Origin of the sequence: Pseudomonas sp. PWP3-1b2, assembly GCF_049896045.1 — a bacterium.
GTDB lineage: Bacteria > Pseudomonadota > Gammaproteobacteria > Pseudomonadales > Pseudomonadaceae > Aquipseudomonas > Aquipseudomonas antarctica_B.
In genome coordinates this window covers 74,032-93,139 of the sequence record NZ_JAFCTN010000024.1, presented here as the reverse complement: position 1 = coordinate 93,139, position 19,108 = coordinate 74,032, and the positions used below count along the sequence as shown (strand labels likewise).

Annotated in this window: 19 protein-coding genes; 10 read left to right on the top strand and 9 right to left on the bottom strand. The window is 59.6% G+C overall.

Annotated features, from left to right (window positions below):
• Positions 1-266: 266 nt before the first annotated feature.
• On the bottom strand, positions 267-1,466 hold the full coding sequence (gene tyrS / locus ACP7A2_RS17005) for a tyrosine--tRNA ligase (protein WP_426135147.1): 1,200 nt from the start codon (positions 1,464-1,466) through the stop codon (positions 267-269).
• 209 nt (positions 1,467-1,675) lie between these two features.
• Between tyrS and ACP7A2_RS17000 the strand changes: the two genes are divergently transcribed.
• Positions 1,676-3,088, top strand: coding sequence for a peptidoglycan DD-metalloendopeptidase family protein (locus tag ACP7A2_RS17000; RefSeq protein ID WP_426135146.1), 1,413 nt, complete (start codon positions 1,676-1,678; stop codon positions 3,086-3,088).
• Between the two features lies 1 nt (position 3,089).
• Positions 3,090-4,181 (top strand): anhydro-N-acetylmuramic acid kinase, encoded by a 1,092-nt coding sequence (locus ACP7A2_RS16995; protein WP_426135145.1) that lies wholly within the window; start codon positions 3,090-3,092, stop codon positions 4,179-4,181.
• 65 nt (positions 4,182-4,246) lie between these two features.
• On the opposite strand, the gene erpA is transcribed toward ACP7A2_RS16995, so the two are convergent.
• Together erpA and argC are read right to left on the bottom strand one after the other, a co-directional pair.
• Complete coding sequence (gene erpA, locus ACP7A2_RS16990; protein WP_003176443.1) at positions 4,247-4,597, bottom strand: iron-sulfur cluster insertion protein ErpA; 351 nt, start codon at positions 4,595-4,597, stop codon at positions 4,247-4,249.
• Between the two features lie 166 nt (positions 4,598-4,763).
• Complete coding sequence (gene argC, locus ACP7A2_RS16985; RefSeq protein WP_375066635.1) at positions 4,764-5,798, bottom strand: N-acetyl-gamma-glutamyl-phosphate reductase; 1,035 nt, start codon at positions 5,796-5,798, stop codon at positions 4,764-4,766.
• Positions 5,799-5,934: 136 nt separating this feature from the next.
• Here argC and hemJ point away from each other — a divergent pair, with 136 nt between their 5' ends.
• The 6 genes from hemJ to coq7 all read left to right on the top strand — a co-directional run bounded on the left by hemJ (position 5,935) and on the right by coq7 (position 10,429).
• Positions 5,935-6,363 (top strand): protoporphyrinogen oxidase HemJ, encoded by a 429-nt coding sequence (hemJ, locus tag ACP7A2_RS16980; RefSeq protein ID WP_375066627.1) that lies wholly within the window; start codon positions 5,935-5,937, stop codon positions 6,361-6,363.
• 24 nt (positions 6,364-6,387) lie between these two features.
• Positions 6,388-7,350 carry an NAD(P)H-dependent flavin oxidoreductase gene (locus tag ACP7A2_RS16975; protein WP_426135144.1) on the top strand — a complete coding sequence of 321 codons (963 nt, stop codon included), beginning with the start codon at positions 6,388-6,390 and terminating at the stop codon, positions 7,348-7,350.
• A gap of 70 nt (positions 7,351-7,420) precedes the next feature.
• Positions 7,421-8,383: a DUF805 domain-containing protein gene (locus ACP7A2_RS16970; RefSeq protein WP_426135143.1), complete on the top strand. Its 963-nt coding sequence runs from the start codon at positions 7,421-7,423 to the stop codon at positions 8,381-8,383.
• Positions 8,384-8,447: 64 nt separating this feature from the next.
• Entirely contained in the window at positions 8,448-9,236 is a 789-nt protein-coding gene (locus tag ACP7A2_RS16965) for an SDR family NAD(P)-dependent oxidoreductase (protein ID WP_426135142.1), read from the top strand.
• A gap of 45 nt (positions 9,237-9,281) precedes the next feature.
• On the top strand, positions 9,282-9,620 hold the full coding sequence (locus tag ACP7A2_RS16960; RefSeq protein WP_003210943.1) for a histidine triad nucleotide-binding protein: 339 nt from the start codon (positions 9,282-9,284) through the stop codon (positions 9,618-9,620).
• Between the two features lie 161 nt (positions 9,621-9,781).
• Positions 9,782-10,429 (top strand): 2-polyprenyl-3-methyl-6-methoxy-1,4-benzoquinone monooxygenase, encoded by a 648-nt coding sequence (coq7, locus tag ACP7A2_RS16955; RefSeq protein ID WP_426135141.1) that lies wholly within the window; start codon positions 9,782-9,784, stop codon positions 10,427-10,429.
• Between the two features lie 48 nt (positions 10,430-10,477).
• On the opposite strand, the gene ACP7A2_RS16950 is transcribed toward coq7, so the two are convergent.
• Complete coding sequence (locus ACP7A2_RS16950) at positions 10,478-10,900, bottom strand: OsmC family protein (RefSeq protein WP_426135140.1); 423 nt, start codon at positions 10,898-10,900, stop codon at positions 10,478-10,480.
• Positions 10,901-11,147: 247 nt separating this feature from the next.
• Here ACP7A2_RS16950 and crp point away from each other — a divergent pair, with 247 nt between their 5' ends.
• Positions 11,148-11,792 carry a cAMP-activated global transcriptional regulator CRP gene (gene crp, locus ACP7A2_RS16945; protein ID WP_116626667.1) on the top strand — a complete coding sequence of 215 codons (645 nt, stop codon included), beginning with the start codon at positions 11,148-11,150 and terminating at the stop codon, positions 11,790-11,792.
• Here crp and ACP7A2_RS16940 read toward each other — a convergent pair.
• The 4 genes from ACP7A2_RS16940 to ACP7A2_RS16925 form a co-directional block, all read right to left on the bottom strand.
• The gene (locus ACP7A2_RS16940) at positions 11,789-12,484 is read right to left on the bottom strand and encodes a lipoate--protein ligase family protein (RefSeq protein ID WP_426135138.1); all 696 of its coding nucleotides are present in this window, start codon (positions 12,482-12,484) and stop codon (positions 11,789-11,791) included. The genes crp and ACP7A2_RS16940 overlap by 4 nt on opposite strands.
• 156 nt (positions 12,485-12,640) lie before the next feature.
• Positions 12,641-13,477 carry an indole-3-glycerol phosphate synthase TrpC gene (gene trpC, locus ACP7A2_RS16935; protein ID WP_426135137.1) on the bottom strand — a complete coding sequence of 279 codons (837 nt, stop codon included), beginning with the start codon at positions 13,475-13,477 and terminating at the stop codon, positions 12,641-12,643.
• Positions 13,474-14,523, bottom strand: coding sequence for an anthranilate phosphoribosyltransferase (gene trpD / locus ACP7A2_RS16930; RefSeq protein WP_426135136.1), 1,050 nt, complete (start codon positions 14,521-14,523; stop codon positions 13,474-13,476). The genes trpC and trpD overlap by 4 nt, the downstream gene beginning before the upstream one ends.
• 9 nt (positions 14,524-14,532) lie before the next feature.
• The gene (locus tag ACP7A2_RS16925; protein ID WP_426135135.1) at positions 14,533-15,126 is read right to left on the bottom strand and encodes an aminodeoxychorismate/anthranilate synthase component II; all 594 of its coding nucleotides are present in this window, start codon (positions 15,124-15,126) and stop codon (positions 14,533-14,535) included.
• A gap of 422 nt (positions 15,127-15,548) precedes the next feature.
• Here ACP7A2_RS16925 and estP point away from each other — a divergent pair, with 422 nt between their 5' ends.
• A complete protein-coding gene (gene estP / locus ACP7A2_RS16920; protein ID WP_426135134.1) occupies positions 15,549-17,471 on the top strand; it encodes an esterase EstP in 1,923 nt (640 codons plus the stop codon).
• A 122-nt stretch (positions 17,472-17,593) separates the two neighbouring features.
• Here the strand turns inward: estP and trpE are convergent, their stop codons facing one another.
• Positions 17,594-19,075 (bottom strand): anthranilate synthase component I, encoded by a 1,482-nt coding sequence (gene trpE / locus ACP7A2_RS16915; RefSeq protein WP_426135133.1) that lies wholly within the window; start codon positions 19,073-19,075, stop codon positions 17,594-17,596.
• Between the last annotated feature and the right edge of the window lie 33 nt (positions 19,076-19,108).

Below are 19,108 nucleotides of genomic sequence, written 5' to 3'. Positions count from 1 at the left end.
CTCTCGTTAGCGGGAGGCGAATTCTACAGCGTTACACGCTGCTGTCAACACCTCTTTTTCTCCGCTTTCGACCGAGAAGATCGATACGTTAATAGAGCCAAACAACACTGCTCTACCAACTCCTTCTGGGCCTCGATGAACTGAAGCAACTCGCTGTCGAATCTCGCATAACTCTTTGTTTACCAAGGAGTTTTCCGTTTCGACTGCGCCGGAAGTGGGGCGAATTATAGACAGATATAAAACGCCGTCAACACCTGATTTCAGTTTTATTCGGATTTGAGCGTAATACGCGCAAATGCCTTCTTGCCTGCTTGGCAAACGTGAGTCGCGCCCAGCTCGTATATAAAGGTGCGATCTACAACCTCACCATCTATACGCACACCACCGGAACCCAACAGGTCACGCGCAACCGCCGAGTTCTTCACCAGGCCTGCTTTATTAAGGACGGCGGCAATCGGCATCGCCTCGGCTGCGGTCAGCTCAATCTCCGGCAGATCATCCGGCAGCTCGCCATCCTTCATACGGTTACCCGCAGCACGGTGAGCATTCGCTGCCGCCTCTTCACCGTGGAAGCGCGCGACAATCTCTTCAGCCAGCTTGATCTTCACATCACGCGGATTGGCACCGGCCTCAACCTCAGCACGCAGCGCATTGATCTCATCCATCGAGCGGAAGCTCAGCAGCTCGAAGTAACGCCACATCAGCGCATCCGGAATCGACACAAGCTTGCCGTACATCACGCCCGGCGCTTCCTGGATACCAACATAGTTACCCAAGGACTTGGACATCTTTTTGACGCCATCCAACCCTTCCAGTAACGGCATGGTCAGGATGCACTGAGCCTCCTGCCCATACGCACGCTGCAGCTCACGCCCCATCAGCAGGTTGAACTTCTGATCGGTGCCACCCAACTCGACATCCGCACGCAACGCTACCGAGTCATACCCCTGAACCAATGGGTAGAGGAACTCATGAATAGCGATTGGCTGATTGGTGGAGTAGCGCTTATCGAAGTCATCACGCTCAAGCATGCGCGCAACGGTGTACTGGGAAGTCAGGCGAATGAAGTCAGCCGGCCCCATCTGATCCATCCAGGTGGAGTTGAACGCCACTTCAGTCTTGGCCGGATCAAGAATCTTGAACACTTGAGTCTTGTAGGTCTCGGCATTGGCGAGAACTTGCTCACGGGTCAGCGGCGGGCGCGTTGCGCTCTTGCCGCTCGGATCACCGATCATTCCGGTGAAGTCACCTATAAGGAAGATGACCTGATGCCCCAGCTCCTGGAACTGGCGCAGCTTATTAATAAGCACGGTATGACCCAGGTGCAGATCCGGCGCCGTCGGATCAAAGCCGGCCTTGATACGCAGGGGTTGGCCACGCTTGAGCTTTTCGATCAGCTCAGCTTCTACCAACAGTTCTTCCGCACCACGTTTTATCAGCGCTAGCTGCTCTTCAACCGACTTCATAACAGACCCGCAAGGCTCAGATTCAAAAGGGAACCAACCATACAAGATCAGGGACTAATTACAAGTTTTGCCCTGCGCACGGACACCGTTCAGCAAGCCCAGCGTTCGCGAGCTTGCGCCACAGATGATTTGGTTATATTTTATACAGTTATTTCATCTTCATCATGTCATTCATCTTTTCCATTTCATCTTCAAAGTCAAAATTACTTATGACCACAGAACCGTCTAAAGCGCCGCCGCTTTACCCGAAGACCCACCTGCTCGCCGCAAGTGGTATCGCCGCTCTTCTCAGCCTGGCACTCCTGGTATTCCCTTCCAGTGACGTAGAAGCCAAACGAACATCCCTAAGCCTTGACCTGGAAAGTCCAGCTGAACAACTGACACAAGATCAAGACGCTTCCGACGCGCAACAAGCCACAAACGCGCCTGCAGAATCACCCTTTGCACAGATAGAAAGCACGCCCGAAGACACCCAACAGGCTGCTCAAGAACCGCCTGCACCAGCGGTCGCTAAGAACCCTCAGCACCGTGAAGTAATCGTCGCCAAAGGCGACACGCTGTCAACGCTGTTCGAGAAGGTAGGCCTGCCTGCCGCAGCTGTTAATGACGTGCTTGCCAGCGACAAACAAGCCAAGCAGTTCACCCAGCTCAAACACGGCCAGAAGCTTGAGTTCGAACTCACGCCCGACGGCCAGCTGAACACCCTGCACAGCAGCGTCAGCGACCTTGAAAGCATTACCCTGACCAAAGGCGCTAAAGGCTTTGCCTTTAACCGTGTCACCACCAAGCCGGTGATGCGCTCCGCCTACGTACACGGCGTGATCAACAGCTCGCTTTCCCAGTCCGCCGCCCGCGCCGGCTTGTCACACAGCATGACAATGGACATGGCCAGTGTATTTGGCTACGACATCGACTTCGCCCAGGACATCCGCCAGGGTGACGAATTCGACGTGATCTACGAGCAGAAAGTCGCCAACGGCAAAGTGGTCGGCACCGGCGCTATTCTTTCCGCGCGCTTCACCAACCGCGGCAAGACCTACACCGCCGTTCGCTACACCAACAAACAAGGCAATAGCAGCTACTACACCGCCGACGGCAACAGCATGCGCAAGGCCTTCATCCGTACGCCGGTGGACTTCGCCCGCATCAGCTCGCGTTTCTCCATGGGTCGCAAGCATCCCATCCTGAACAAAATCCGCGCCCACAAAGGCGTCGACTATGCCGCCCCGCGTGGCACGCCAATCAAGGCGGCCGGTGACGGTAAAGTGCTGCTGGCGGGGCGTCGCGGTGGCTACGGCAATACCGTGATCATCCAGCACGGCAACACTTACCGCACGCTGTATGGCCACATGCAAGGGTTCGCCAAAGGCGTATCGACCGGCAGCAACGTGAAACAAGGCCAGGTGATCGGCTATATCGGCACTACCGGCCTGTCCACCGGCCCGCACTTGCACTATGAGTTCCAGGTCAACGGCGTCCACGTCGATCCGCTGGGCCAAAAGCTGCCAATGGCGGATCCAATCGCCAAGGCCGAGCGCGCGCGCTTCCTGCAACAAAGCCAACCGCTGATGGCGCGTATGGACCAGGAGCGCTCCACCCTGCTGGCTTCGGCGAAGCGCTGACGTGCCGCTCTATATAGGTGTGATGTCCGGGACCAGCCTTGATGGCCTGGATATCGCCCTGATCGAACAGGACCCGGCGATCAACTTGATCGCCACTCACTACATCCCCATGCCGGATGCCCTGCGCGCCGAGCTGCTCGGCCTGTGCGCCAGCGGCCCGGATGAGATCGCCCGTTCGGCGATTGCCCAGCAACACTGGGTGACACTCGCAGCGCAAGGCATTGGAGCCTTACTCGACCAGCAACACCTCAAGCCTCAGGACATCCGCGCGATTGGCAGCCACGGGCAGACCATTCGCCATGAACCGGCGCGCGGCTTTACCGTACAAATCGGCAACCCTGCGCTGCTCACTGAGCTGACCGGTATCACCGTGGTCAGCGACTTCCGTAGCCGCGACGTCGCCGCTGGCGGCCAGGGCGCACCCTTGGTTCCCGCCTTTCATGAGGCGTTATTTGGTGAGCGTACCGGCAACCGTGCCGTATTGAATATCGGTGGGTTCAGCAACCTCAGCCTGATCGAAACAAACAAGCCCGTCGCCGGTTTCGACTGTGGCCCCGGCAATGTCCTGCTGGACGCCTGGATTCACCACCAGCGCGGCGAGCTCTTTGATCGCGACGGCCAATGGGCTGCCAGCGGCAAAGTAGAAAGTCAGTTGCTCACTACCCTGCTCAGCGATCCCTTCTTCCAGACCAAAGGCCCGAAAAGCACCGGCCGTGAAGTCTTCAACCTGGGCTGGCTGCAACAACACCTTGGCGCATTGCCTGCATTTGAGCCTCAAGATGTGCAAGCCACCCTGCTGGAACTGACCGCACAGACCATCGTCGAGTCCCTGCAAGCGGCGCAACCTCAAACCGAAACCCTGCTGATCTGCGGCGGTGGTGCCCACAATGCCACGCTGATGAACCGCCTGGCTGCACTGCTGCCGTCTACCCAGGTCAGCAGCACGGCCACTTACGGCGTAGACCCAAACTGGGTCGAAGCCATGGCGTTCGCCTGGCTGGCCCATTGCTGCCTGGAAGGGATAGCTGCCAATCGCCCCAGCGTCACCGGCGCACGCGGGCTTCGGGTACTGGGCGCGATCTACCCCGCCTGAACCCCAGACAGCAAAACGCCGCTTGGCCGATGAAAGCCAAGCGGCGTTTTTGTGTCCACTCCCGATCAGATCGAGAACGAGGACCCGCAACCACACGTAGTCGTCGCGTTAGGGTTCTTGATCACAAAACGCGAACCTTCCAGACCTTCCTGATAATCCACCTCAGCGCCTGCCAGGTATTGGAAACTCATCGGATCCACGACCAGGCTTACGCCCTCGCGCTCGACGATGGTGTCGTCGTCGGCCACATCTTCATCGAAGGTAAAACCGTACTGAAACCCTGAACAACCGCCGCCCGTAACAAATACGCGCAGCTTCAAGCGATCATTACCCTCTTCATCGACCAGGCTCTTCACCTTGTGCGCAGCACCGTGGGTGAATTGCAAAGCCGTGGGGGTGAAGGACTCAACGCTCATGCTGATAATCTCCCGGCGTACCGCCGCCATATGCGTAATGGCGAGCATTATCCGCTTCTCCTAGAAAAGCGGTCAACTATTGTTACGGTATATCAATCTGCGTTGCCGCCATTAAAAACACAAAAGGCCCGATCAACGGGCCTTTTGCGCAACAGCCGAAAAACGCTTAAGGCAGCATGCCTGCATGGGACAGGCCCAACTTTTCATCCAGGCCGAACAGGATGTTCATGTTCTGCACCGCCTGGCCCGACGCGCCCTTGACCAGGTTATCGATCACCGACAGTACCACCACCAGGTCACCATCCTGCGGACGGTGCACGGCGATCCGACACACGTTGGCACCGCGCACGCTGCGGGTTTCCGGGTGGCTGCCAGCCGGCATCACGTCGACGAACGGTTCGTTGGCATAGCGCTTTTCAAACAGCGCTTGCAGATCAACCGAACGATCGACAACGGTGGCGTAAAGCGTGGAATGAATGCCACGGATCATCGGCGTCAGGTGCGGCACGAAGGTCAGGCCAACGTCCTTACCGGCGGCGCGACGCAAACCCTGGCGGATTTCAGGCAAATGACGGTGCCCTTTTACTGCATAGGCCTTCATGCTTTCCGACGTCTCGGAGTACAGCGAACCCACCGCAGCCCCACGACCGGCGCCGCTGACACCCGACTTGCAGTCAGCGATCAGGCGCGAAGTGTCTGCCAGCCCGGCTTCCAGCAATGGCAAGAAACCCAGCTGCGTAGCGGTCGGATAGCAACCCGGCACCGCAATCAGGCGTGCCTGCCTGATTTGCTCACGGTTGACTTCCGGCAGACCGTAAACGGCTTCTTCAAGCAATTGAGGCGCACCGTGTGGCTGGCCGTACCACTTGGCCCACTCATCAGCATCCTGCAGGCGGAAGTCGGCGGACAAGTCGATAACCTTGGTGCCGGCCGCCAGCAGTTCGCCCGCCAACGCATGGGCAACACCGTGCGGCGTGGCAAAGAACACCACGTCACAGGCGCCCAGCGTTTTGATGTCCGGAACGCTGAACGCCAGGCCGTCGTAGTGGCCTCGCAGGTTCGGGTACATGTCGGCCACGGCCAGGCCGGCCTCGGATCGAGAGGTAATCACCACCACCTCTGCTTGCGGATGCTGAGCCAACAGACGCAGCAATTCGACACCGGTGTAACCCGTGCCGCCGACGATACCGACCTTGACCATAAACCTGCCCTCAACGAACCCACTGGAAAGCCGTCGATAATAGGGGCCGTATCGTCCTGCGACAACCGTCAAGGTGACGTACAGACGCATGAGCCACTACTATCTTCAGTTACCGTGAACCTGGGAATAACTAAAAATGCTTTATCTATGGGTCAAAGCCTTTCATATCGTCAGCATTGTCTGCTGGTTTGCCGCGCTGTTTTACCTGCCGCGCCTGTTCGTCTACCACGCGCAAAGCGAGGACACCGTCAGCAAGGAACGCTTCAGCCTCATGGAGCGCAAGTTGTACCGCGGCATCATGGGCCCGGCAATGATCGCCAGCCTGGTCTTCGGGATCTGGTTGATCTACCTGAACCCGAGCGTTTTCCAAACCGGCGCCTGGCTCCACGCCAAGCTGACCCTCGTGGTCGTGCTGATCGGCTATCACCACATGTGCGGCGCACAGGTGAAACGCTTTGCCCGTGGCGAAAACACCCGCAGCCATGTCTTCTATCGCTGGTTCAATGAAGTACCGGTGCTGATATTGCTGGCTATCGTAATTTTGGTCGTGGTCAAACCGTTCTAATTTCAATTACACGGGGTACCTCCAATGTCGCTGCCCGCTCTGCTTGAACAACGTCTGCGCCTGCCCGTGGTGGTGGCGCCGATGTTTCTGATTTCCAACCCGCAACTGGTGCTGGCGTGCTGCCGCAACGGGGTGGTGGGGAGTTTCCCGGCGCTTAACCAGCGTGAAAGCAGCGGTTTCAAGGCCTGGCTGGAAGAAATCGAGGCGGGCCTGGCGCAATTGGATAACCCCGCGCCGTATGCCGTGAACCTGATCGTGCACAACAGCAACCCACGGCTGGACGCTGACCTGGCGATCTGCGTCGAGCACAAAGTGCCGATCGTCATCACCAGCCTGGGGGCGGTAAAAGAGCTGGTGGATGCCGTGCACAGCTATGGCGGGTTGGTGTTCCACGATGTCACCACCCGGCGCCATGCGGAGAAAGCCGCTGAAGCTGGCGTCGATGGGCTGATCGCCGTGGCCGCAGGCGCCGGTGGTCATGCCGGCACCTGGAGCCCCTTCGCGCTGATTGCCGAAATTCGTCAGTTCTTCGACAAAACCCTGCTATTGGCTGGCTGCCTCAACCATGGACACGAAGTGCTCGCTGCGCAATTGCTCGGCGCGGACCTCGCCTATTTCGGCACACGGTTTATCGGCACGACCGAAAGCCATGCGCCGGATGCCTATAAGGAGATGCTGCTCACATCGCGCGCCGCCGACATCGTGCACACTCCTGCGGTGTCCGGCGTACCCGCCAGCTTTATGCGCAAGAGCCTGGAAAACGCCGGCTTCGACATCGCTGCGCTGCAGGGCAAAGGCGAAGTGAATTTCGGTTCCAAGCTCAAGCCCCTGAGCGACGAGGCCAAGGCCTGGAAAACCGTATGGTCCGCCGGCCAGGGCGTCGGTGAAATAGATGATCTGCCGAGTGTCGATGAACTCGTTGCACGCCTGGATGCCGAATATCGCAAGGCACGTGAGCAGGCGACACAGTTACACTGGCCACGCTGATAACTGACAGGCCCGCCAACAGACGCTGGCCTGCACTCCCCCTTCCTGATTAAGTGACAAGGATGCCCGCATGAGCGACAACCGTTTCAAGATTGTGTTTGACGGAGCTTTGCTCCCGGGTGTCGAGAGCACCACCGCCAAGCTAAACCTCGCCGAGTTGTTCAAAAGCGATATTGCCGCTATCGAAAAGCTCTTCACCGGCCGCCCGGTGGCGCTCAAGCGCGACCTTTCCCGCTCCGATGCCGACACCTACCTCACCGCGCTGAAAAACGCCGGGGTTGATGCTCGCATCGAAGAAGAGCAGCCCGTAGCGTTCAGCCTAGCTGAAACTCACGAGACGGATGCAGGCGCTTCCGACTTCTCCCGCCCTGCCGCTTCGCCCTACGCACCGCCGCGCGCCGCCGTGGGTGACAACCACGCAGAGTTTTCAACGCTCAAGGTGTTTACCATCCACGGGCGTATCGGTCGCTTGCGCTACCTGGCCTGGACCCTGGTACTGACCCTCGCGCTGTTGGTGGCCGGCGGGATTATTTCCACTGCCAGCTTCGCCGTGGCGACCGCCTCGCCAACCGCCGGTGTCATTCTTGGCTCGCTGCTGGGCTTTGCGTTGTTTGTCGCGCTTGTGTGGGTCAGCGTGCAAATCGGCGTGCAACGCCTGCACGATCTCGGGTGGTCAGGCTGGCTGTACCTGCTGAACCTCGTCCCACTGGTGAACAGCATCTTCCCACTCTTGCTGCTGGTGCTGCCGGGCAACACGGGGGCCAATCAGTACGGCCCTCCTCCGCCGCGCAACTCCACGGCGGTAAAAGTGTTGGCCACAGCCTGGCTGGCGTTCCTCCCGATCCTGTTTGCCATCGCGGTCACATTGGGCATGAACGGCTACCTGAATCAGCTCGAAGCCAACATAGACAGCAGCTACGAAAGCAGCTCCATCAACGCCGACGATGGCACCGACCAAAGCGTGATCGTTGATGAAGAAGAAGTGCAAAGTGCTGACGACACGGCCGAACCTGTAGACTCTCCAGAACAGTAAAAGAAACGCCCGCCCGCTTGTGACGCCTTTGTCACAGGCGGGCGGCGTTGCGATGGAGAAAGGCATGACCCGTTACGCTCTGATCACCGGTGCCTCCAGCGGCATCGGCCTGGCTTTGGCCGAAGCCCTGGCCCGTCGTGGCCGCAGCTTGATTCTGGTAGCCCGCCAGCGTGATCAGTTGGAAAGTATCGCAATCGAATTGACTCAGCGTTTTGGCGTCGAGGTGCTCTTTCGTGCCTGCGACCTGGGCGAACCGCTGCGCTTGTCCGGTTTCCTGCTGGAGCTTGAAGAGGGCGAGCGACAGATAGACCTGTTGGTCAATTGCGCCGGCATGGGCACCAGCGGGCCGTTTCTGGGCCAGGACTGGATGACCGAGCAGGACCTGATCGAAGTCAACATCCTGGCCCTGACGCGCATGTGCCATGCCTTGGGCAATGCCATGGCGCTGCAGGGCGGCGGGCAGATACTCAACGTCGCCTCGATCGCCGCTTTCCAGCCGGGCCCGTGGATGAGCAGCTATTACGCCAGCAAGGCCTATGTGCTGCACTTTTCCGAAGGCCTGCGCGAAGAATTGAAGACCTGCGGCATCAAGGTCTCGGTGCTGTGCCCCGGCCCGACGCGCACAGCTTTTTTCGGTACTGCGCAAATGGACACTGCCAAACTCGAACGCGGCGACAAGCTGATGAGCCCGGAAGAAGTCGCGCTTTACACCGTACGCGCCCTGGAAAAAAACAAAGCCATCATCATTCCAGGGCGGCGCAACCGCTGGCTCACCTTCAGCCCGCGGTTCAGCCCACGCTGGCTGACCCGCAAGGTCGCCGGCGCGATCAACAAGGCCTATCTCCCGCGCTGACCGCGTGGGTACACTCCCCTGCACGCACACAATGGAGAAACAGCTGTGGATACTCTGTTCACCAAGATCATCAACCGGGAAATACCGGCGAAGATCATCTATGAAGATGACCAGGTCCTCGCCTTTCACGATATCGCTCCGATGGCGCCCGTGCATTTTCTGGTGATTCCGAAAAAGCCGATTCGCACCCTCAATGACCTCACCGAAGAAGACAAGGCCCTGGCGGGTCATATCCTGTTCACCGCTCAACGCCTGGCCGTGGAGCAAGGTTGTGAGAAGGGCTTTCGCGTGGTCATGAACTGCAATGAAGACGGCGGTCAGACCGTTTATCACATTCATATGCACGTGCTGGGTCAGCGCCAGATGAACTGGCCGCCGGGCTGAGTAGGAGTGGGAGTGGGAGTTTGCGACAGTGGCGCAGCCGGACGGGAGCAAGCTCCCTCGCCACAGCAAGCTCCCCCGCCCCAGAGGCAAATTGACTCAGCACAAACGCTTCGCCCTCTCTTGCGGTAAACTGGCCGCCGAGATTCTTCCCGGAGGTCAGCATGACTACCCAACGTCACTACTCGCCGATTGACCGTCTGTTGCTGCAAGCCGACATGGCCATGCGTACGCTGTTGCCGTTCAGCGGCCAGCCGTACCGCCCATCGCCCGCCATCGTGCAGCCGGATGCGCAGTTGAGCGAAACCGACACCCGCCACGTCGCCGGCTTGATGCGCATCAACCATACCGGCGAAGTCTGTGCCCAAGCGCTGTACCAGGGCCAGGCGCTGACCGCCAAACTGCCGCAAGTGCGCGCAGCGATGGAGCATGCGGCCGAAGAAGAAATCGATCATCTGGCCTGGTGCGAGCAACGCATTCGCCAATTGGGCAGCCACACGAGCGTGCTGAACCCGCTGTTTTACGGTTTGTCGTTCGGCATCGGCGCCGCAGCCGGCCTGATCAGCGACAAGGTCAGCCTCGGTTTCGTCGCGGCTACCGAACATCAAGTGTGCAAGCACCTCCATGAGCACCTGGAGCAACTGCCGGCCGAAGACGAAAAGTCCCGGGCGATTCTTGAGCAGATGCGCATCGATGAAGCACACCACGCAGACAGCGCGCTGGATGCCGGCGGCTTCCGCTTCCCGGCGCCGGTGCGGTTTGGCATGAGCTTGCTGGCCAAGGTCATGACCAAAAGCACGTATCGAGTCTAAAAAGCAAAAAAGGGCGCCATCAGGCGCCCTTTTTTTAGCGGTCCGCAATCAACCCAGTTCGATAATCTCGTAGTCATGGGTGATGACCACGCCAGCCGCACCGAGCATGATCGAGGCCGAGCAATACTTCTGCGCCGACAGCTCGATAGCGCGCTTGACCTGTGCTTCTTTCAGCGCCCGACCTTTCACCACGAAATGCATGTGGATCTTGGTAAACACCTTCGGGTCTTCAGTGGCACGCTCGGCTTCGAGGAAGGCTTCACAGCTTTCCACGGCCTGGCGGGATTTCTTGAGGATGCTGACCACGTCGAAATTGCTGCAACCGCCGACACCCAGCAGGAGCATTTCCATCGGGCGTACACCCAGGTTTCGGCCACCGGCTTCCGGCGGGCCATCCATCACCACAACATGGCCGCTGCCCGACTCACCGAGGAACATGGCCTCGCCCGCCCATTGGATGCGTGCCTTCATCGCCCAGACTCCACTGCTAAAAAAGGGTCGCCAGCTTAGCACAGGGCCTCGAAACAGCAGTGTTCTGCGTGAAAACGATAAATGATCGCGTTTACCCGCTAAATTGGCTAATCGAGACAGAATGTGTCTGGTAAGCTGGCGCCAATTCAATGGCGCATTGCCACCCTTTGTACAGCGTGTATCAATGCCGGCACCGCTGGATAAAAACAACTCCAATTACACCGCGCAGTCTTTTCGGGATACAACCATGGTTGCTCTTACTCCCACACCCAAGATCAAGAATCTCGACAAGCTGTTGATGCACTGCCAACGCCGGCGCTACCCGGCCAAGCACAACATCATTTGCGCAGGCGAACGTTCCGAAACACTGTTTTTCATTATCAAAGGGTCAGTCACTATCCTGATCGAGGATGAAGATGGGCGCGAGATGATCATCGCCTACCTCAACACCGGTGATTTCTTCGGGGAGTTGGGGCTGTTCGAGCAAGCGGGCAAAGAGCAGGAACGCAGTGCCTGGGTGCGCGCCAAGGTCGAGTGCGAAGTTGCCGAGATCAGCTACACCAAATTTCGCGAACTGGCCCAGCACGACCCCGACATTCTTTACGCCTTGAGCGGTCAAATTGCCCAGCGCCTGCGCGATACCACGCGCAAAGTCGGCGACCTTGCCTTCTTTGACGTAACAGGCCGCGTGGCACGCTGCCTGCTCGAGCTGTGCAAGCAGCCCGATGCCATGACTCACCCCGATGGCATGCAAATCAAAGTCACGCGCCAGGAAATCGGGCGCATTGTCGGCTGTTCACGGGAAATGGTCGGCCGCGTGCTCAAGGATCTGGAAGAACGCAACCTGGTGAACGTCAAAGGCAAGACAATGGTGGTGTTCGGTACGCGTTAAGCCGGCAGAAAACCGGCCAGCATCTGACGGTACAACGTATCCAGCCGGGTGATCGCATCGGGCGCGGGGAAGGCTTCGTGCAGCGCAATGTGGCTGTCGGCGCGAACGCGCTGATTGAGGCCGCAGGCTTCGTTGAAACGATTGACCGATGCGATCAATGCTTCGCGATCGTTATCCAGCAACAGCGCACCGTGAATCAACCCCACCGGGCGGCCACCGCTTTGCCGCCAACGCTGGGCGGTGCCGACCATCTTGCGGCCGTCCAGGTTGACGTTGTAGCGACCGTCACAGAACGCGCCGTCAATTTCGCCCACTGACGCGTCGCCGCCTAACTCAATCAGCAAGTCGCAGATTGGCTGGCATAAACGCAGATAGCCGGTTTCGATGCGCCCCTGATCACCTTCGCTGCGCGGTGGCGCATAAACCAGGGCGATATTGACCGTAGCGGCAGACTGCGGCACCGGCTCGCCACCGGTTTCACGCAGCAGCACCGGCCAACCGGCGTCGGCCGAGATTTGGCTGGCGGCCTCGAAGGCCGGCAGACGGCTCAAGCGGCGCGGCATGACCAAGGCTTGATCGTTGGGTTGCCAGAACAGCAGGCCGTATTCCTGTTCCCCGGCGCAAACCGCGGCCAGCAAATCCTGCTCGGCAGCAAGCCCTGCTTCAACGGTCATCGACACTGGCTGAACCATCGAACACCTACTTCTCTAAATAGACACAAAACCAAATGTGGGAGCTGACTTGCCTGCGATACAGGCACCTCGGTGTATCAGTTACACCCGGGTGATGCTATCGCAGGCAAGCCAGCTCCCACACAAGGCAGCATCAAAACACAGGCCGTTTTTCAATCAATCTAAAGTCGAGCCGCTCACCGCCACGCCGCGCTCCGGGAAGAACAAGCGCTGCAGTTCCGTCCCCGGGTTCTCGGCGCGCATGAACGTCTCGCCCACCAGGAACGAGTACACGCCGCTGATTTCCATCAACTCCACATCGGCACGGTTGACGATACCACTCTCGGTAATCACCAAACGGTCGCGCGGAATGCGCGGCAGCAGGTCAAGGGTGTTTTCCAGGCTGACTTCGAAGGTGTGCAGGTTACGGTTGTTGACCCCCACCAGCGGGGTGTCGAGGGTTTTCAGCGCGCGTTCCAGCTCATCACCGTCGTGCACTTCCACCAACACATCCAAGCCAACGCTTTTTGCCACGGCAGCCAACTCGGCCATCTTCACGTCATCCAGTGCGGAGACGATCAGCAGCACGCAGTCGGCGCCCAAGGCGCGGGCTTCGACGATCTGGTACGGGTCGACCATGAAATCCTTGCGGATCACCGGCAGTTTGCACGCGGCGCGGGCCTGTTGCAGGAACAGGTCGCAGCCCTGGAAGTAATCAATGTCAGTCAGCACCGACAGGCACGTCGCGCCACCCTTCTCATAGCTTGCGGCAATTTCGGCCGGCACAAAGTGCTCGCGGATCACACCTTTGCTCGGCGAAGCCTTCTTCACTTCAGCGATCACCGCCGGATGCTTGAGCTTGGCCTGGGCGATCAAGGCCTTGGCGAAGCCACGCGGTGCGTCGGCGAGCTTAGCCTGGGCTTCCAGCTCGGCCAGGCTGACCCGGGCGCGGCGTTCGGCGACTTCTTCAGCTTTACGGGCCAGGATCTTTTCCAGAACGGTCGGCACACTCATGCTTCATTCTCCATCTTGAACACCGCAGTAAAGGCACCCAGCTCTTCGAGCTTCTCGCGAGCAAGCCCTGTGTGCAACGCATCATGTGCGAGGGCCACGCCCTCTTTAAGACTGTAGGCGTGATCAGCCGCATACAACGCCGCACCGGCGTTGAGCACGATCATTTCTGCCGCTTTCTGGCCGTTTTCGGTTTTGCGACGCCCCAGGGCATCGCGAATCAGTTCCAGCGACGCCGCCGGGCTTTCCACCGACAGGCCATGCAAACTCTGGCTTTTCATGCCCAGGTCTTCAGGCTCGACCCAATATTCGGTGACCTGATCATTCTTCAGCTCCGCCACAAAGGTCGGCGCCGCGAGGCTGAACTCGTCCAGGCCATCCTTGGAATGCACCACCAGCACATGCTTGCTGCCCAAACGCTGCAACACTTCGGCCAAGGGCCGGCACAGTGCCTGGCTGAACACGCCCACCACCTGATGTTTCACACCGGCCGGATTCGTAAGCGGGCCGAGCATGTTGAACAGGGTGCGCAGGCCGAGGTCCTTGCGCGGGCCGGCGGCGTGCTTCATTGCGCCGTGGTGCGATTGGGCAAACATGAAACCAATGCCGACGTTTTCAATGCAGCGAGCCACTTGCACTGGCGTCAGGTTCAGGTAGATACCGGCCGCTTCCAGCAGGTCGGCACTGCCGCTCTTGCCGGACACCGCACGGTTACCGTGCTTGGCCACGGTGCAACCGGCCGCCGCGACCACGAACGAAGACGCCGTCGACACGTTGAAAATATTCGCACCGTCACCGCCGGTGCCGACCACATCGACCACGCCATCGAGGTTTTTGAGTTCAACCTTGTCTGCCAACTCGCGCATCACCGAGACGGCGCCGACGATTTCGTCGATGCTCTCGCTCTTCATGCGCATGGCCATCATGAACGCGCCGATCTGCGCGTCGCTGCATTGACCGGTCATGATCTCGCGCATCACATCGCTCATTTCAGCGGTGCTCAGGTCCAGGTGGCCGACGATACGGCTCAGGGCAGTCTTGATATCCATGGAAAGTCCTTAGCGCGTGCCGCCGCTCTGCTTGAGAAAGTTGGCGAACAGCTCGTAGCCCTGCTCGGTCAGGATTGATTCAGGGTGAAATTGCACCCCTTCGATGTTCAGTGTCTTGTGGCGCAGGCCCATGATCTCGTCGACCGAGCCGTCTTCCATCTGAGTCCAGGCGGTCAGTTCCAGGCAGTCCGGCAAAGTGTCGCGCTTGACCACCAGCGAGTGATAGCGCGTCACGGTGACCGGCAAATTCAGCCCCTGAAACACGCCCTGATCTTTGTGGAACACCGGGCTGGTCTTGCCGTGCATCACCTGGCGCGCGCGCACTACATCACCGCCAAAGGCCTGGCCGATGGACTGATGGCCCAGGCACACGCCCAGAATCGGCAACTTGCCGGCAAAATATTGGATGGCTTCGAGGGAGATACCCGCCTCGGTCGGCGTACACGGGCCAGGCGAAACCACGATGCGCTCCGGGTTAAGGGCGGCGATTTCGGCGACTGTCAGCTCATCGTTGCGCACCACTTTAACCTCGGCACCGAGCTCGCCCAAGTACTGCACAACGTTGTAGGTAAAGGAGTCGTAGTTATCAATCATCAGCAACATGTGGGTTCAAACCTCTTGAATTCACTGATTTCGAATGACCGCCTTCCAAGGGTTTGACCCGCTGCCAGACGCACGTTCCGGTTGCCGTGATGAGGTGGCAAGGGGCGTCGAACAAGGGGTGAAGAAGGCAAATCGGTACAGGTCCGGCCGGGCCGGCAGAGAAAATGTCAGGCGCGCCAACGCCAACGGGCGTGTGCCTTGACTACTCGCATCAAGAGTTTGCTGATAATCAACACGGGGAGGGTCTCATTCATACGTTGGGGCACAGTAACGTAGCCTCGCCAGCGGTGCAATATGGAGCAGCGAATACGGGGGAATCGCTACAGAGTCTTTATAGGAAAAAACTGTTTTCTTAACGGAAAAGCCTGAATACATTGTCAGTGTTTCGCTTCCGATACAAAAACAACTAAATGGAATTTTGCATGCTTAGAGCTCCGTTGTTCGCGCCCCTCGCCGGCTGCCTCCTGACATTGGCCTGCGCGCAGGCATTTGCAGCCTCCTCGCCGTACTCAACCATGGTGGTTTTCGGCGACAGCCTGGCAGACGCCGGCCAGTTCCCCGATGGTTCGCAGGGCGCCACCTTGCGCTTTACCAACCGTACCGGCCCAACCTTCCAGGGCGATTACGGCCTGGTTTCATCTACCTTGCTGGGCGCGAAGCTGGGCGTCGCATCCAATGACCTGACCGCCTCGACGTCTCCGGTTCGCGCGGCGCAAGGCCTGCCTGACGGGAACAACTGGGCGGTCGGCGGCTACCGTACCGACAATATCCTCGACTCCATCACCTCGGTCTCCAATGCGGCGATTCCACCCGGCAACCCCGGTGGCGGCACGGTTTTGCGCAGTCGCCAGGGTTATCTGCCGGCAAACGGTGGCCTCGCCGACCCGAATGCGCTGTACTTCCTCTCGGGCGGCGGCAATGACTTCCTGCAAAGCCGCGTACTCAGCCCCGGCCAAGCGGTCGCGGCCGGCGGGCGCCTGGCCGACAGTGCCCAAGCCCTGCAACAAGCCGGCGCGCGTTACATCATGGTGTGGATGCTGCCCGACCTCGGCCTGACCCCGGCCATCAACGGCACACCGCTGCAGGCGTCGAGTTCGGCCCTGAGCAATATTTTCAACCAGTCACTGGTACAGCGCCTGTCGCAGATTGACGCCCAGGTCATCCCGCTGAATATTCCGCTGCTGTTGAAGGAAACCTTCGCCGACCCGGCGCGTTTCGGCCTGGCCACCGGTCAGAACCTCACCGGCACCTGCTTCAGCGGCAACGGCTGCACCGCCAACGCCACGTATGGGATTGGCGGCACCAACCCGGACCCGACCAAGCTGATCTACAACGACTCGGTGCACCCCACCATCGCCGGGCAACGCTTGATCGCCGATTACGCCTATTCGCTGCTGGCCGCGCCGTGGGAACTGAGCTTGCTGCCGGAAATGGCCCAAGGCACCTTGCGCGCGCATCAAGATGAACTGCGCAACCAATGGCAAGCGGACAACGGCGCCTGGCAAGCCGTCGGCCAATGGCGTGCCATCGTCGCCGGGGGCGGCCAGCACCTGGATTTCGACGACCAAAGCAGCTCGGCCAGCGGCGACGGCAGTGGTTACAACGTGAATGTCGGCGGCAGCTACCGCCTCGACGAAAACTGGCGTGTCGGTGTCGCCACCGGGCTGTATCGCCAGACCCTCGAAGCCGGCGCCAGCGATTCGGACTACAAACTCAACAGCTACATGGGCACCGCGTTCGCGCAGTACCAGGAAAACCACCTGTGGGCCGATGCTGCGTTGACCGGTGGCAAACTCGACTTTGACAGCCTCAAGCGCAAGTTCGCCCTGGGCGCCGGCGAAGGCTCGGAAAAAGGCGATACCGACGGCTGGCTGTGGGCCTTGAGCGCACGCTTGGGCTATGACATTGCCGGAGCCGGCAGTGACTGGCACTTGTCGCCGTTCATCAGCGCCGACTATGCGCGGGTTGAAGTCGATGGTTACTCGGAAAAGGACAGCCGCTCCACGGCGCTGACCTTTGATGACCAGCAACGCGATTCCAAACGCCTCGGTGTTGGCCTGCAAGGCAGCTACCGCGTCACGCCGCAGACTCAGGTGTTTGGCGAAGTGGCCCACGAGCATGAGTTCGAAAACGACACCCAGAAGGTGAACATTTCGCTCAACAGCGTGCCGGGGATCGACTTCAAGCTGGACGGATATACGCCCCGCAGCAATTCGGATCGCTTGAGCCTGGGCGTCAGCCACAAGCTGACGCAGGCACTGGCGTTGCGGGCAGCATATAACGTGAGGAAGGATGACAATTTGACCCAGCAAGGGGTCAGTGTCGGGGTGAGTCTGGATTTCTGACACACCACAAAACAACTGTGGGAGCTGGCTTGCCTGCGATGCAGTCACCTCGGTGTATCAGGTACACCAGGGTGATGCTATCGCAGGCAAGCCAGCTCCCACAGTTGGATCCGGGTTGACCGTTAGCTTTGCGGAGTCTGCTCAGCCAACGCCACCGCACGGAACATCGCGCGACGCTTGTTCAGCGTCTCTTCCCACTCCAGTACCGGCACCGAATCCGCCACAATCCCGCCGCCCGCCTGCACGTGCAACTCGCCGTCCTTGATCACCGCCGTGCGGATCGCAATCGCGGTGTCCATGTTGCCGTTCCAGGCAAAATACCCCACCGCGCCGCCGTATACGCCACGCTTGACCGGCTCCAGCTCGTCGATGATTTCCATTGCACGAATTTTCGGCGCGCCCGACAAGGTGCCCGCCGGCAGGATCGCGCGCAGTGCGTCCATCGCAGTCAGCCCGGCCTTCAGCTCGCCGGTGACGTTGGACACGATGTGCATCACGTTGGAGTAGCGCTCGATCACCATCTTCTCGGTGAGCTTCACCGAGCCGATTTCCGACACGCGCCCGGTGTCATTGCGGCCCAGGTCGATGAGCATCAAGTGCTCGGCGATTTCCTTGGCGTCACTGAGCAAGTCTTCTTCCAGCGCCAGGTCGGCTTCTTCGGTCGCGCCACGTGGGCGAGTACCGGCAATCGGGCGCACGGTGATCAGGTTGTCTTCGACCCGCACCAGCACTTCCGGCGAGCTGCCCACCACGTGGAAGTCACCGAAGTTGAAGAAGTACATGTACGGCGTCGGGTTGAAGCAACGCAGCGCACGGTACAGGTCAATCGGCGCGGCCTTGAAGTCGATGGACATCCGTTGCGACGGCACCACTTGCATGCAGTCACCGGCGAGGATGTATTCCTTGATGGTGCCGACCGCACGCTCATAGTCATCCTGGGTAAAGCTGGAACGAAACACCGGGTCGGCGGCCGGCGGACGGCTGAGGTCCAGGCCACGACGCGGGGTAATCGGCTGGCGCAGTTTTTCCAGCAAGGCTTCGAGGCTGGCCTGGCCCCGTTCGAACGCATCCGCCTGGGAGGGGTCAGCGAGGACAATCGCGTGCATCTTGCCGGCGAGGTTGTCGAACACCACCACCGCGTCGGAGACCATCAGCAGAATGTCTGGCACACCCAGCGGGTCCGGGTTCGGGCATTTGCCCAGGCGCTTTTCCACATAGCGCACGCAGTCGTAGCCGAAGTAACCGACCAGGCCGCCATTGAATCGCGGCAAGCCCGCAACGGTCGGCACGTTGTAGCGCGCCTTGAAGGTTTCGACGAAGGCCAGCGGGTCTTCGACATCGTGGCTTTCGATCTCGACGCCGTCGTGGGTGATGCTCACATGGTGGTCGTGAACCCGCATGACCGTGCGGCACGGCAGGCCAATGATCGAATAACGGCCCCATTTTTCGCCGCCCTGTACCGACTCCAACAGATAGCTGTTGGGCTCGTCGGCAAGTTTCAGGTAGATCGACAGCGGTGTGTCGAAGTCGGCCAGGGTTTCGCAGGCCAGGGGAATACGGTTGTAGCCGGCAGCGGCCAAACGCAGGAATTCTTCGCGGATCATGAGGTGCCTCGTGGCTTGAGGGTCAAACGGTCA

What these genes read in the sequence shown, in the direction of transcription:
- tyrS (WP_426135147.1), bottom strand. Translation starts at nt 1,466, where the DNA reads ATGAAGTCGGTTGAAGAGCAGCTAGCGCTGATAAAACGTGGTGCGGAA.
- ACP7A2_RS17000 (WP_426135146.1), top strand. Translation starts at nt 1,676, where the DNA reads ATGACCACAGAACCGTCTAAAGCGCCGCCGCTTTACCCGAAGACCCAC.
- erpA (WP_003176443.1), bottom strand. Translation starts at nt 4,597, where the DNA reads ATGAGCGTTGAGTCCTTCACCCCCACGGCTTTGCAATTCACCCACGGT.
- argC (WP_375066635.1), bottom strand. Translation starts at nt 5,798, where the DNA reads ATGGTCAAGGTCGGTATCGTCGGCGGCACGGGTTACACCGGTGTCGAA.
- hemJ (WP_375066627.1), top strand. Translation starts at nt 5,935, where the DNA reads ATGCTTTATCTATGGGTCAAAGCCTTTCATATCGTCAGCATTGTCTGC.
- ACP7A2_RS16975 (WP_426135144.1), top strand. Translation starts at nt 6,388, where the DNA reads ATGTCGCTGCCCGCTCTGCTTGAACAACGTCTGCGCCTGCCCGTGGTG.
- ACP7A2_RS16970 (WP_426135143.1), top strand. Translation starts at nt 7,421, where the DNA reads ATGAGCGACAACCGTTTCAAGATTGTGTTTGACGGAGCTTTGCTCCCG.
- ACP7A2_RS16965 (WP_426135142.1), top strand. Translation starts at nt 8,448, where the DNA reads ATGACCCGTTACGCTCTGATCACCGGTGCCTCCAGCGGCATCGGCCTG.
- coq7 (WP_426135141.1), top strand. Translation starts at nt 9,782, where the DNA reads ATGACTACCCAACGTCACTACTCGCCGATTGACCGTCTGTTGCTGCAA.
- ACP7A2_RS16950 (WP_426135140.1), bottom strand. Translation starts at nt 10,900, where the DNA reads ATGAAGGCACGCATCCAATGGGCGGGCGAGGCCATGTTCCTCGGTGAG.
- crp (WP_116626667.1), top strand. Translation starts at nt 11,148, where the DNA reads ATGGTTGCTCTTACTCCCACACCCAAGATCAAGAATCTCGACAAGCTG.
- ACP7A2_RS16940 (WP_426135138.1), bottom strand. Translation starts at nt 12,484, where the DNA reads ATGGTTCAGCCAGTGTCGATGACCGTTGAAGCAGGGCTTGCTGCCGAG.
- trpC (WP_426135137.1), bottom strand. Translation starts at nt 13,477, where the DNA reads ATGAGTGTGCCGACCGTTCTGGAAAAGATCCTGGCCCGTAAAGCTGAA.
- trpD (WP_426135136.1), bottom strand. Translation starts at nt 14,523, where the DNA reads ATGGATATCAAGACTGCCCTGAGCCGTATCGTCGGCCACCTGGACCTG.
- ACP7A2_RS16925 (WP_426135135.1), bottom strand. Translation starts at nt 15,126, where the DNA reads ATGTTGCTGATGATTGATAACTACGACTCCTTTACCTACAACGTTGTG.
- estP (WP_426135134.1), top strand. Translation starts at nt 15,549, where the DNA reads ATGCTTAGAGCTCCGTTGTTCGCGCCCCTCGCCGGCTGCCTCCTGACA.
- trpE (WP_426135133.1), bottom strand. Translation starts at nt 19,075, where the DNA reads ATGATCCGCGAAGAATTCCTGCGTTTGGCCGCTGCCGGCTACAACCGT.